Raw genomic sequence first — 12569 nt, 5'->3', positions numbered from 1 at the left:
GCAGATCGAGGGGTCGTTTCAGAGAAATCTGAAACGACCCCTCGATCATTTCTGTGGACCAGTTGGGGACCAGCGCGCTTGACCGCGTCAGTTGGCGATGGCGATCGGCACTGGCAGGGACCGCGGGGCCCGCAGCACGCTGGGGCGTGCGGAGAGCGTCGCGCCGGCGGCGGTGATCTTGTGGCCGTCGGAGTGCATGTAGCGCTGCGTGATCATCAGCGAACCGTGCCCGGCGATCTTCCGCAGAACGTGCATCTGGACCCCTGCGTCGGCGAACCAGGTCAGGCCCGTATGTCGGAGGTCATGCCGGCGCAGGTGCTCGTACCCGAGCTTGGTGACCACCTCGTCCCAGTGGGTCGCGTCGCGTAGGACCGCCGTGGTGATACGGCCCCCGCGAGGGCCGGTGAACATGCGCGCGTCGGGGTCGGGACCGGCGGCGAGGACACGCTGGGCAACAAGAGGCCGAATCTCCTCGATGACGGGGACTTGGCGGGCGCGCTTGCCCTTGGCGCCCTTGGTGCCCTTCTCGGGCTCGGTACGGGTTCGCTCGGTTGGGGCGGCATTCGACGTCGGTGGACAGCCGTACACCAATGGGAACGGTTCCATGCGTGCCATCACGGCGCCCGCCCGGTCGCCGTCGTGGACCCTGCGCCTTGGTTCACTGGATCGGCACCGGGGTGGCCATTCGAACTGGCCTTCTCAATGGGGTCGTTCACCTCGTTCAAGGGGCCGAAGAACTTCACGGGCGAGTACTGGGCAGCGACGTCGCGGGCCCAGGTGGGCCAGGAGTCATGGGCCGAGCGGGATGCGGCGGTGGCCCGGGACCTCGGCCCTGCCATCGTCGGCTGGCGTCTCAGCCCTTCCAGTTGGCCTGGACGGACGGTCGGCGAGAACGCGAGCACACCCCGGACTACTTCGCCCGGCCTGTGGATGGCACAGGTGTCGTCGTGGACGTCCGTCCTCCGGACCTGGTCGGCTGAGGGCTTCGCGTTCACGGTGCGAGTATGCGAGGCGGCGGGTTGGCAGTTCCGCCATGTCGGCGACCTGGACAGGTTCTATCGCGTGGACTTGCGCCGGCTGGCCCGCTACCGGCACCGCCGCTGTTTCCAGGCACCGGTGGCGGATGAGTTGAGGGAGGTGTTCGCCGTCCTGTGGTGCGTCCTGCGCGTAGCGGGGCGCGGGGAAATGGGCGGCGGGCGCGGCCAGCAAAGAAAGAATGATTTATTAGGCCGTCCAGTGATTTGGGTATTCGATGGCGTTATCGCAGGCCACCCGGCGACATGTATGAGTGTGTAGAGCCACTTTGCCCTGCCCTTCGGGCCTGGAGTCATGTGAGGAGCGTGGAGAATCTGGCGACGTCGTCGATGTGGCGTGGCGCGCGGGCGGCCGGCACAGCCTCCGCTGCCGTCGCTGTGTGCCCTCGTCTGGGCGACTGGCCCGGCCACGCTCTTCGCAGGGCGACAGGAGTGGTCCGACCCGGAGGCGGTAGGGGTGGAGCAGCCTCGTGGCCCGAAATCCATTGATCACCGAGTTCTCCGGGCGGCTGCGGCACCTGCGTGCGCGCCTCAGGTTCATCGAAGACACGGGGCGGTCTTCAAGGGCGGAGCCGGCGCGTCGCCGATTCCCACGGCCTCGTGTCCGGCACGTGCTGTCGGCTGTCGCCGTCCTGGGTCTTGCCCTAGCGGGTTGGATCGTGGGCACCGGTCTGCTTGCCCGGACGGAGTTGCTGGCCGCGCAGCGGTCGCTGGATACGCTGCGGCACTCGGTCGTGGATACGACGGGCAACGCTGCATCGGGGGCAGCGATGAGCTCTGCGGCGGTGCACGCCGCCCGGGCGCATCGCCTGACCACCGGACCCGCCTGGTATCTCTTCGCGCAGGTGCCGTTCTTCGGCCGACCCGCGGAAACGGTTCGCGGCGCGGCGAGCGCCGCCGACCGGTTGACTCACGAGGTACTCCCGCCGTTCGCGCGCCTCGCTCCCGAACTCGCCGATGACTCCGGTGAGGGCGGTAGGGGCGCCCTGCTGTCCGCCTTCGGCGGCAAGGCTCCGGCTCTCGAACGGGCGGCGCGGGTGGTCGCCGAGACGCGCGCGAAGGCTGGCCGTCTCCCCCGTACCACCTGGCTGCCGGCGGCCGACCACGCACGCACCCAACTGTTGGGGTTGCTCGACCGGATCGCCCCCGTCACGTCTGATGCCGCTGTGGCCGCCCGTGTGCTGCCGGAGATGTTGGGGGAACAGGGTCCCAGACGGTATTTCGTCGGCGTCCAGAACACGGCGGAAGCCCGCGGCACCGGCGGCATGCCGGGGGCCTTCGCCGTCCTCACCGCAGAACGGGGCCAACTGCACTTCGAGACCTTCGATAATGACGACGGGGTGACGGGTGGCAGTCCTGTGGTCGATCTGGGATCCGAATACAACGCCCGCTATGCCCGGTACCAGCCCACCCGCTTCTGGGCCAACTCCAATCTCAGCCCGCATTTCCCCTACGCCGCCCGCATCTGGGCGGCAACCTGGCACCAGCGCAGCGGCAAGAGGGTGGACGGGGTCATCGCCCTGGACCCCACCACCTTGGGCCGATTGCTGCGAGTGGCGGGCCCGGGACGACTGCCTGACGGTACGGCGCTCACCGGCGACAACATGCTGGACCTCACGGAGCGCACGGGCTATGCACGCTACTCCGACGACGCAACGCGCAAGGCGTTCCTCCTCGGGGTGGCGCGCACGGCAGTCACCACCCTGGTGGACGCCTTCCACGATCCGCGGCGGATTCCCGGACTGCTCAAGGCGGCGTACGGTGACGCGGCGACTGGACGGCTGAAGGTGTGGAGCGCCCGGGAGAACGAGCAACGTCTGCTGTCGACCCGCCCGTTGAGCGGCACGTTTCCGCAGGAGACCGGCCCCTTCGCCGGACTCGTCGTCAACAACGCCGCGGGCGGGAAGCTGGATTACTACCTGGAGCGAGAGCTGAGCTGGGTTCCGGGCCGCTGTACGCCACAAGGTCGGCTCGTCACCGCGCGGATCACTCTCACCAACCGGGCACCGAGGTCGGGGCTTCCTCCCTACGTCACCCAGCGAGGCGACAAGCGGGCGTACCCCACCCGGCCGGGAGACAACCGGGTGCTGGTTTCCTACTACGCCAGCACGGGCGCACAGCTCACCGGTGCGGCCCTCGACGGCCGGGCCGCCTTGGTGGGCATCGGCGAGGAACTCCGGCACCCGGTCTACACGCTGGACCTGGAACTGCCCGCGCAGCGCGCCCGTACCCTGACGCTCCAGCTCCTGGAGCCGGTCAGCGACCATGCGCCCGAGCTGTGGCGCCAGCCGCTGGTCACACCGCTGCGGGCTCATGTGGAGCCCTACCCGGCGTGCGGCGACTGACGCCGGGCGCCCCGGAAGGCAGCGGTGACCGAGGACGCGGAGGAGTCAGCGGACCTGTGCTCCTCCCGGGACGGCGTCTCTTCGGCTTTCCCGGGCTCCGCTCGCCAAGGTGGCGTAGACGTCGTCGAACCATGCGGCGGTGGAGGCAACGTCCACCGAGGTGGTGTCGGCGAGCGCTCGGGCGGCGAGCGCGGAATGAACCTCGGGCCGCATGGCGCGCAGGATGCCTTCCGCCAGCCGTTGTGGTGAACCGGGCTGGACGAGGATGCCGTTGTCGCCGTCGCGGACCAGGTCGGGGATTCCCCCTACCCTGGTGGCCACCACCGGCACAGCGGATGCCAGTGCCTCCATGACCACCACGGGCATCGCTTCGTAGTGGGATGCCAGAACCAGGGTGTCGGCAGCTGCCACGAGCCGGCCGCCCTGCTGAATCCGTCCCAGATACGGCATCTGGTCCTGTAGCCCGCGTCGACGGATGTCCGCGAGCACCTGCTCGCGCAGAGGGCCGTCCCCGGCCAGGACGAACAGCGCGTCAGGACGCCGCTTGAGTACCAGAGCGGCTGCTTCCACCAGCAGCGCGTGGTTCTTCACCGGACGGAAGTTGGCCACGAAAGCCAGCACGAAGGCGTCCGCCGGGATCCCGAACTCCTCCCGCACCTGGTCCGCTCGTTGCGCCCAGCTGCGCTGCGCGGCCACGTCCACCCCGTGGATGCGCGTACGGACCTGGCGAGCGCCCCGCACGGATCCGGAGGCGGCCACCTGTGGTGAGACGGCCACCGTCAGATCGTCAAGGCGCCGCGTCGGCCGTTCGAGCAGCCTCGTCAGCGGGTGACACCGCACATAGTGCACCGTCGAGATAAGTGCCGGGCGCGGGCGCATCAGGTGCAGGGCGGGGCGCAGCACCGCGGCGGGCAACGGGGAGTGAACATTGACCACATCCGGAGCCAGGCGCCGCACGGCACGGAGCAGCCGGAGGTAGCGCAGCCTCCGCGGACAGGACCGGAGATCGACGAGTGTCACTCCGCAGTCCCGGAGTGCATCCACCAGTTCCTCCGTCTCCGCTTGAAGGAAGACCACGGTGTAGTCACGGTCGGACCGGGGCGCCCTGCGCAGGCGTTCGACCAGAAGGACCTCGGCACCGCCGACGTCGAGGGTTTTGATCACTTCGCAGATTCGCGTCGTGGTCATCGAGCCGCCTTCCGATGCCGACCAAGGCCTTGCGCCTTCGCGCGTCAGCACCCTAGGTGCTCAGTGGGCACCCGAACACGGGGCCTTGGCCGGTCGCGCGTTTTTCGCGGAAGCACCACCCGAATGCCGCCTCTTCTACGACATCACTGGGGTGCGACCGGAGTGCCCGCTGGCGGGGACAATGCGGTGGCCTTCCGGGCTTCCCGTGAATGCGGCACACCGATCGGCCGGACCGCCCTGTGGCGGCGTCCTGACCCACCACTGTGTCTCAACCGGAGTGCTGTACGAGCGACCCCGTTGGCCAGGGCCCCGGCCGGGACCGCGACGTGCGGCGAAGCGGTGGCCACAGCGGGGACTTTGAGCAGTAGCCGCACCGTCCCGATCCCCACCGCGGAGGCGGCGAGGAGGGCGACGCCGGGAGCAAGCAACCCGTAGGTCACCAGCATGGCGGCCAGGCAGCCCACCACAGCGAAGGCGCTGAGTGTCCGGACGACCTGCGGCACCGTCAAGCCCATGCGCCGCAACCGGTGGGCGATATGGTCCGTGCCGCCTTGCAGCAGGGGCCTCGACTCCCGGTAGCGGGACAGCATCACCAGCGTGGTGTCCAACGTCGGAACCAGGGTGGCGAGCAGCAGACTGGCGGGTCCGGACAGGCCGGCGGCGTCATCGTGGCGCACCATCATCGCGGAGGCCAGCGTGAAGCCGAGGAAGAGGGAGCCGGCGTCACCGAGAAAGATCCGTGCCGGATTCCTGTTGTGGAACAGGAAGCCGAGACAGGCTCCGGCCAGGGCCGCCATCACCACGCTCAGGCCGTCTGGATCGCCTGCCAGGGCAGTCAGGCAGAAGAATCCGCCGATGACGACACACAGCGATGACGCTGCGCCGTCCATGTTGTCCAGCAAATTGAACGCATTCGTGATGAAGACGATCCACAGGACGGCGAGCACCGCGTCGACCGCGCCGCCGAAGACGGTCGGATGCCCCCCTGCCACCACCACCAGCGTGGCGGTCGACGTCTCGACGAACAGTCGGATCTTTGGGCCCAGCTGGCGCAGATCGTCGATGACCCCGAGGACGCACACGACGGCCGCGCCGCCGAGCAGCACTCCGAGAACCGGGTCGAAAACACCCCGGGCGAGCGCGACGACCGCACCTGCGGCAATTGTGGCGAGCGCGACGGCGACACCGCCGAGATAGGGCGTGGGCCTGGTGTGCGCCTTACGGGCGCCGGGACGGTCGGTGATCCCATGGCGCAGGGCGAAGCGCCGCACTGGTTCCGTCAGCAGCCCTCCGAGCAGCATGGCCGCGACGCCTGCTCCCGCCATCGGCAGTGCTGCGCTGATGCCGGTCACCGTCGCGCCAGAGCGGTTCCGGGAACGGGCCCGTCGACGGGGAGACGTTGCTCCGGGGCGACCGGCACGTGTGCCGACTGGATGTCGCGCCGTGCGGCACGGGCGTCCGCGATCGCGTCCGCCAGCACGTCGGCGAGGCTGTGCCGGGGCTGCCAGCCCGTCACTGCGCGGAGTTTCGTGGTGTCGGGGACTCGTCGTTCCATGTCCTCGAAGTCCGCTCCGTATGCCTCGGCGTACGACAGATGTTCCACCCGTGAGACGCTTCCGGTCGCGGCGATGATCCGGTTGGCGAGCTCGAGGATGCCGATCTCGTCGGCCACGCCGATGTTGAAGGTCTCTCCCACCGCCTCGGGATGTTCCAGCAGGAGCAGCAGCGCCGCGACGGCGTCGGCGACATGCAGAAAGCAGCGTCTCTGGAGGCCGTCCGCATGGATCGTGAGGGGTTCCCCGAGTACTGCCTGCCGGGCGAATCGCGGAATGACCATTCCGTACGCCGGGCTCTGGCGGGGTCCCACCGTGTTGAAGAACCGGACCACGGTCGACCTCAGCCCTCGCTCGCGGTGGTAGAGGCAGGCCATGATCTCGTCCACCGCCTTGGCGGTGCTGTACGACCACCGGGCCACGGACGGGCTGCCCAGGATGCGGTCGGAGGTCTCGCTGAGCGGTCCGGAGGAATTCTTCCCGTAGATTTCCGAGGTGCTGGCGAGGAGAATCCTGCGATCGTGGCGCTGCGCGGACTCGATGACGGTCTCGGTGCCCTTTGTGTTCGTGATGAACGACCTCAACGGCTGCTCGACGATGAGTTTGACCCCTACGGCGGCAGCCAAATGGATGACGGTCTCGCACTCCTGCACCAGCTCGTCGACGAGCGGCGCATCCAGCACGGACCCGTGGACGAAGCGGAAGCGCGGGTTCGCCCGTGCCTGGGTGAGGTTTTCCTGCCGTCCGGTGGTGAGGTTGTCGAGGACCACCACACTGTTTCCGTCGGCCAGCAGTGCGTCCACGAGATGGGAGCCGATGAAGCCGGCTCCGCCGGTGACCAGGTACTTCGAACAACGATCCATGTGCGGCGTCACTCCGGTTCGGGTGGTGTGGTCGGGTCGCGGTTCCGAGGAGCTCGATCACATTGCCGAGCCAACGTTCACCTATGCGATGAATAGCGGAGATCGGAACCTCGTCGGGTGATGACGGAACGCTCGGCGAGTCTGCCGTTACGGAATGCGGGTGATGTCGGTCGGACACATGCCGAAGGTGCGCGTCGGAGCTGCCGCGCATGCGTCAATTGACCTTGGCATATGCCGATTCCTCGAAAATATCGGAGTGATGAGGGTGCGTCAGAGCAGCGTCGCCGACAGGCGCAACCTGATCGTCGTAGGATTGGGCTACGTAGGCCTTCCGCTGGCCGTCCGGGCGGTCGAGGCGGGATATTCCGTCCTCGGCGTGGATACCGACGAGTTGCGCGTCAAACGCCTGGGCGCCTGCGACTCCTACATCGAAGGCGTCGACGACGCACGCCTCATGGCCATCACGGACAGCGGCCACTTCCGTGCCGCCACCGACTGCGACGGGATCGACGGTTTCGACGTATGCGTCATCACCGTGCCGACACCCCTGCGTGAGGGCGTCCCCGATCTGAGTTTCGTGGAGTGCGCCGGTCGGAGCATCGCACCCCACATCTCACCCGGCGCCACCGTGGTCCTCGAGTCCACCACGTATCCCGGGACGACCGAGAGCCTGCTGCTGCCGCTGCTGGAAGCGGGCAGCGGGCTGAGGGCGGGAGCGGATTTCCACCTCGGCTACAGCCCCGAGCGCATCGACCCGGGCAACCCCGACTGGCACCTGGAGAACACGCCCAAGGTGATCTCCGGGATCGACGCCGCGTCCCTGCGCAGCGTCGAGAAGTTCTACGGCGACATCGTGGAGCGGACTGTGCCGGTGAGTTCGTGCCGAACTGCCGAGCTGACCAAGCTGCTGGAGAACACCTACCGGCACGTCAACATCGCGATGGTCAACGAAATGGCCATGGTGTCCCGACAGTTGGGTGCCGACATCTGGGAGGCCGTGGAGGCCGCCAGCAGCAAGCCGTTCGGCTTCATGCCGTTCAGACCGGGTCCCGGCGTGGGCGGACACTGCCTGCCGGTCGACCCGTCCTATCTGTCGTGGCAGGTCAAGAGGCTGCTGAAACAGGATCTCCGGTTCATCTCCCTGGCCAATGAGATCAACGATCACATGCCGTCCCATGCCGTCTTGCGGATCACCCGCGGACTGAACGAACGCGGTAAGTCGGTCAAGGGCTCGCGCGTGCTGCAACTCGGTCTGGCCTACAAGAAGAACACGGGCGACATCCGTGAGTCGCCGGCCCTCGCCATCGCCCGGTCGCTGCTCGATCTCGGCGCCCGGCTGGTGGTGGCGGAGCCGCACACCGACTCGTACCTTGTTCCCCCGCAGATCACCCGAGTCGAAGTCACCGAGGCGGAGGTCCGGGCGGCCGACGTGGTCGTCGTGGCGACTGACCACGATGCCTTCGACTACGCGCTCGTCGAAGAGGCCGGTGCCTACGTTTTCGACACGCGCAATCGCTGCCGGGGTGAGCGTGTCGAGATCCTCTGACCCGTGCGCGTCCGCGCCCATCCCGGGCCGGGGAGGATCCGGGCCGACCGGATCCTCCTGATCCGCCGAGGTCGGACGACGTCGCCAGGTCAGACCGGCCGTTGGGCGGTTGCGGCAGAAAGGCAACCGACGCCCGCCACACGCGCCGAGTGACGAGGAGGTGCAGCAGCAGGTGAGACGTGCACCGTCAAGGGCGGCGCCGCTGGATGCCACAGGCGCCGGGACCGACCCCGGGAGGTGGGTGAGGCGCTTGGCGAGGCGGCTGCCCTGGCAACGACATCTGAGGACCTTCGGCTCGCTCACCGCCGCCAGCCAGATCGAGGCGGCACTCTCGTTCGCCACCACCGTCACACTGGTCCGGCTGGTCGGGAGCACTGAGGCGGGGGAGGTGCTTCTGGCCCAGGCCATGGCAGCGGTCTGGTTCCTGCTGTGGGATCCGCGCTTCGAGGACGCGCAGCAGCGGTTCGTTCCCATGGAACAACGTCGCGGCCCCGGTCACGGAACCCGGCTGTACTGCCGGCTTCTCCGGCTGGACATGGGGGCCGGGCTGCTGGCCACGGTCTTGGGCGTGGCGGTGGCGCTGACCGCCGCGGCCCTCGGATGGATCCCCGCCGAACGGCTGTCGCTGCTCGTGCCTGCCGTGCTGGCGGCAGGAGCGGCCACGCCCTGGGGCAGTGCATCGGTGGGTTTCGCGATCTCCGACCGACTTGAGCGGCTCGGAGTGATCCGCGTGGTGCTCGCCGTCTTCGGCTTCCTGGTGACGCTGACGGCATTGATGACGGCCGGTACGGACGGCTATCTGGTGGCCACCGTGATCACCGGCCTGGTTTCCACCGCATCCGTCACCGTGATCGCCTGGCGGCAGGTGAGGCAGTCGTGCGGCCCTCCCGCTGACGGCCCCGCTCCGATGCCGGCAGGCCTGTTGCCCTTCCTGGTGAAGAGTTCGGCCACCCAATCCGTCTCCCTGGCCTCGGACAGCGGCGTCTCCCTTCTGGCCGGACTGCTCGGTGGCCCCACCCTGGTGACGTACCTGAAAATCGCCGGCGCTCCGGGCCGGCTCTTCGGGAGCGTCGTCAACCCGGTGGCGTCACAGCTCTACCCTCGTCTCGCACGGGCCGGAGCCCATGGGCGCCGATGGGCGGTGATGCGCGACGTCCGCCGCTGCAGTGCACTCGTCGGCGCCATCGGACTGGTCGCGGTGGTGGTCGCGGTTTTCCTCCTTGGCCTGCTGATCGGCTTGATGTACGGCCCCCAGTACACGATTCTGTCCACGGCGGCGGTGGTCACGCTGGCGGGGGCCGCGCTGCGTGGCACGGCGATCTGGTCCAAGGTCCTGCCGTCGGCTCTGGGCTTCCCCGGTGTCAGGCTAATCTTCCTCACCGCCGAGGGCGTCTGTCAGCTCGGGATGCTGGCCGCCGTCATTCACTTCTGCGCCGGTGCGTCGGGCAGGACACTGGCCTGGGCATGGGGAAATCTGGGCCTCATGGTCCTGAGCACGGCCGGCTGGTTCATCGTGCTGAGGTGCCTCACCCGGTCGATGTCGGATCCGGGTGTCCAGGCCGGGCGGGGTCCGGTGGGCACTGGCTCCCGAGTCCATGAGGTCGGCGCGGCCTGCGGCGGAGACCACTGAGTTCCCGCCCGCGAGGCCGCCGTACATCGGCTCCGCTAGGCGTGCACCGGCAGGGAGCGGAACCACCGGACGGTCTCGGCCAGTCCCTCCTCCAGCGGAACCGCCGCGAGACCCGGGAAGAGACTGCGGAGCAGTCCGTCGTCGGCCTGCGAGTCGCGCACGTCGCCGCGGCGGGGGTCCTCGTGGCGGATGTCGATCGCCAGCTCCAGCGTCTTGGCGAGGTGATGGGCGAGCTCCAGGACGCTGATCCGGGTGCCGAAGGCCAGGTTGACGGGGCTCGTACTCGTGACCTTCCGCAGGACGGCGTCTGCGAGTACCCGGGCGACCGTTCCGACGTAGGTGAAGTCGCGGGTCTGGTGGCCGTCGCCGAAGACCGTCAGCGGCTGACCGCGCAGCGCGGCGTCGATGAAGGCGGGAACGACGGCTGCGTAGGCGTGTCCGGCAGGCTGCAGCGGGCCGTAGACGTTGAAGAACCGGAATACGAGGGCCGGAAGCCCGAAAGCCGATCCGTAGGCGAGCGCATAGGCCTCGCCGGCGAGCTTGCTGGCGGCGTACGGGCTGAGGGGACGTGTCGGCAGGCCTTCGTGCTTGGGCAGGTCGGTGACCGAGCCGTACACCGACGACGAGGACGCGGCGACCAGGTGGGTGTTTCCGCGCCGGCATGCTTCGAGGACGCGCATGGTTCCGGTGGCGTTGACTTCGTGGCTGGCGAACGGATCCGCCAGGGAACGCGGCACGGACGGCCGCGCGGCCAGATGGACCACGGCGTCGGCCCCGGCCACCACGGCTTCGAGCAGGTCGCGGTCGAGGATGCTGCCCTCGACCAGCTCCACGTCCGTGCCCGCGAGATTGGCGGCTGTGCCGGTACTCAGGTCGTCCAGGGCGACGACCCTGCCGATGGAAGGGCGGGAGGTCAGTTCACGGCACAGGTTCGCTCCGATGAACCCGGCGCCTCCGGTCACTACGACGTTCAACGGTTCGTACCTTTCAGTGGGGGTCCGGCCACCAGCCGTGCTCCACGGCGATGGAGGCATAGAGGTCGTGGGTGTCCTGCACCAGGCGCTCGGCCCCGAACCGCCGCGCTGTCCAGGCGCGGGCCTCCTCGCCCATCCGGCGGCGGAGCGATTCGTCGCCAAGAAGCCTGACGGTATGGCGGGTGAGCTCGTCGGCGTCGCGCCGGGCCAGGAGCCCGGTCCGCCCGTCCTGGACCACCTCTGCCACGCTGCCCACGTTCGTTGCCACGGCGGGCACCCCTGCCAGCCCCGCCTCGATGAGGCTGACCGGCATGCCCTCGTTGTCCGATGTGAGCAGCACCATGTCCGAGGCGGCGTAGACGGTCTCCACGTCGGCGCGCCAGCCCAACAGATGGAGCGAGTCGCGCAGATCGCCGGCCGCTTCCAGATCGCCGTGAAGGTCTCCGTCCCCGCACACCAGGAATCGAGCGGCCGGAAACGCGTGACGCACCTCTCGGGCCACCGACAGAAACCGGTCGGGCCGTTTGATCCGGGTCACCCGCCCGACATAGGCCACGACGAGGCTGTCCTCCGGGAGGCCGAGCTGTTTGCGCGCCTGCGAGCGGCTCGGAGCAGCGGCCGGCGTGGTGCCGGGCGGCACCACGGCGTACTGTCCGGGTCGGCCGATGCCGGCGGCCAGGAGGTCGTCGCGGACGCTGCGTCCCACGGCTACCAGCCGGTCGGTGACGGTCGCGAGGCTGCGCTCGGCCTGCACCACCATGCGGGTCTTCGCCGGTGAGAAGTAGCCCTGCAGGAGGTGGCCGTGGAAGGTGTGCACGCGTACCGGCACCCGCGCGAGCACGGCCGCCATACGTCCGAGTGCTCCCGCCTTGGCCGTGTGCGTGTGCACGATGTGCGGGCGGAACCGGCGCATGGCGACGGTCAGTGCCGACAGGGCACGCAGATCATCGGTCGGCCGTACGGCCCGGCCCAGGGTTCGCACCGGGCAGACCTGCACATGCGGGGCCCGCTGCTCCACGTAATCGGCCTCGTCCGGGCCCACGAAGCCTGCGAAGAGCCGGTGGTCGAAAAGCTCGCTGTCGAGCCCCCCCATGAGTGTGGAGACCTGGAGGGCCGGACCGCCCACGTTCATCCGGGCGATGACCCTCATCACCCTGATCCGGGAGGGAGCCGCGTCGTGGGTGTGACCTCGGGCAATCACCATTCAGGCTCACCGCGTTCCTGGCCTATCGCCGAGTCGGGCACTGAAACAAGCTCACGACGAGCGCTCATGGTGACCTGACAGGACCAGGCGACGACACCGACGCGCCGCCTGCACGGCGAGGGACACACCTATGGTCTAGTAGCGACCTCGGGGGACATAGCGATCGTCCCGGTCGGGCCGTGAGACGAGAAGAACCGCAGGGGTTCGGTGCGTTGTGAAGCGCGTGCGGTCT

The 12569-nt window shown here is 68.8% G+C and carries 9 protein-coding genes and 1 pseudogene; 4 read left to right on the top strand and 6 right to left on the bottom strand.

What is annotated here, in order from left to right; translation table 11 throughout:
- Nucleotides 1–87: 87 nt before the first annotated feature.
- Nucleotides 88–516, bottom strand: a pseudogene (locus ACWFQ8_RS25335) (tyrosine-type recombinase/integrase); the annotation flags it as partial.
- A 186-nt stretch (nucleotides 517–702) separates the two neighbouring features.
- On the opposite strand from ACWFQ8_RS25335, the gene ACWFQ8_RS25330 reads away from it, so the two are divergent.
- Both ACWFQ8_RS25330 and ACWFQ8_RS25325 read left to right on the top strand, forming a co-directional pair.
- The gene (locus tag ACWFQ8_RS25330; RefSeq protein ID WP_453788565.1) at nucleotides 703–1296 is read left to right on the top strand and encodes a hypothetical protein; all 594 of its coding nucleotides are present in this window, start codon (nucleotides 703–705) and stop codon (nucleotides 1294–1296) included.
- 397 nt (nucleotides 1297–1693) lie between these two features.
- Complete coding sequence (locus ACWFQ8_RS25325; protein WP_453788564.1) at nucleotides 1694–3379, top strand: DUF4012 domain-containing protein; 1686 nt, start codon at nucleotides 1694–1696, stop codon at nucleotides 3377–3379.
- 45 nt (nucleotides 3380–3424) lie between these two features.
- Here the strand turns inward: ACWFQ8_RS25325 and ACWFQ8_RS25320 are convergent, their stop codons facing one another.
- The 3 genes from ACWFQ8_RS25320 to ACWFQ8_RS25310 all read right to left on the bottom strand — a co-directional run bounded on the left by ACWFQ8_RS25320 (nucleotide 3425) and on the right by ACWFQ8_RS25310 (nucleotide 6983).
- Nucleotides 3425–4567 (bottom strand): glycosyltransferase, encoded by a 1143-nt coding sequence (locus ACWFQ8_RS25320; RefSeq protein WP_453788563.1) that lies wholly within the window; start codon nucleotides 4565–4567, stop codon nucleotides 3425–3427.
- Nucleotides 4568–4710: 143 nt separating this feature from the next.
- On the bottom strand, nucleotides 4711–5919 hold the full coding sequence (locus tag ACWFQ8_RS25315; RefSeq protein ID WP_453788562.1) for a glycosyltransferase family 4 protein: 1209 nt from the start codon (nucleotides 5917–5919) through the stop codon (nucleotides 4711–4713).
- The gene (locus tag ACWFQ8_RS25310; RefSeq protein ID WP_453788561.1) at nucleotides 5916–6983 is read right to left on the bottom strand and encodes an NAD-dependent epimerase/dehydratase family protein; all 1068 of its coding nucleotides are present in this window, start codon (nucleotides 6981–6983) and stop codon (nucleotides 5916–5918) included. Before ACWFQ8_RS25310 ends, ACWFQ8_RS25315 begins: the two co-directional genes overlap by 4 nt.
- A gap of 259 nt (nucleotides 6984–7242) precedes the next feature.
- On the opposite strand from ACWFQ8_RS25310, the gene ACWFQ8_RS25305 reads away from it, so the two are divergent.
- Together ACWFQ8_RS25305 and ACWFQ8_RS25300 are read left to right on the top strand one after the other, a co-directional pair.
- Nucleotides 7243–8529 (top strand): nucleotide sugar dehydrogenase, encoded by a 1287-nt coding sequence (locus tag ACWFQ8_RS25305; protein ID WP_453788606.1) that lies wholly within the window; start codon nucleotides 7243–7245, stop codon nucleotides 8527–8529.
- A gap of 250 nt (nucleotides 8530–8779) precedes the next feature.
- Nucleotides 8780–10159: a lipopolysaccharide biosynthesis protein gene (locus ACWFQ8_RS25300; RefSeq protein ID WP_453788560.1), complete on the top strand. Its 1380-nt coding sequence runs from the start codon at nucleotides 8780–8782 to the stop codon at nucleotides 10157–10159.
- 35 nt (nucleotides 10160–10194) lie between these two features.
- Here ACWFQ8_RS25300 and ACWFQ8_RS25295 read toward each other — a convergent pair whose 3' ends face one another.
- Together ACWFQ8_RS25295 and ACWFQ8_RS25290 are read right to left on the bottom strand one after the other, a co-directional pair.
- Complete coding sequence (locus ACWFQ8_RS25295; protein ID WP_453788559.1) at nucleotides 10195–11133, bottom strand: NAD-dependent epimerase/dehydratase family protein; 939 nt, start codon at nucleotides 11131–11133, stop codon at nucleotides 10195–10197.
- A 13-nt stretch (nucleotides 11134–11146) separates the two neighbouring features.
- Nucleotides 11147–12337: a glycosyltransferase gene (locus ACWFQ8_RS25290; protein WP_453788558.1), complete on the bottom strand. Its 1191-nt coding sequence runs from the start codon at nucleotides 12335–12337 to the stop codon at nucleotides 11147–11149.
- Nucleotides 12338–12569 lie beyond the last annotated feature (232 nt).

Source organism: Streptomyces sp. NPDC055254 (assembly GCF_053606025.1).
This window is presented reverse-complemented; position numbering and strand designations above follow the sequence as displayed.

Coding starts and splice junctions, on each gene's coding strand:
- ACWFQ8_RS25330 (WP_453788565.1), top strand. CDS start 703: ATGGGGTCGTTCACCTCGTTCAAGGGGCCGAAGAACTTCACGGGCGAG.
- ACWFQ8_RS25320 (WP_453788563.1), bottom strand. CDS start 4,567: ATGACCACGACGCGAATCTGCGAAGTGATCAAAACCCTCGACGTCGGC.
- ACWFQ8_RS25310 (WP_453788561.1), bottom strand. CDS start 6,983: ATGGATCGTTGTTCGAAGTACCTGGTCACCGGCGGAGCCGGCTTCATC.
- ACWFQ8_RS25305 (WP_453788606.1), top strand. CDS start 7,243: ATGAGGGTGCGTCAGAGCAGCGTCGCCGACAGGCGCAACCTGATCGTC.
- ACWFQ8_RS25290 (WP_453788558.1), bottom strand. CDS start 12,337: ATGGTGATTGCCCGAGGTCACACCCACGACGCGGCTCCCTCCCGGATC.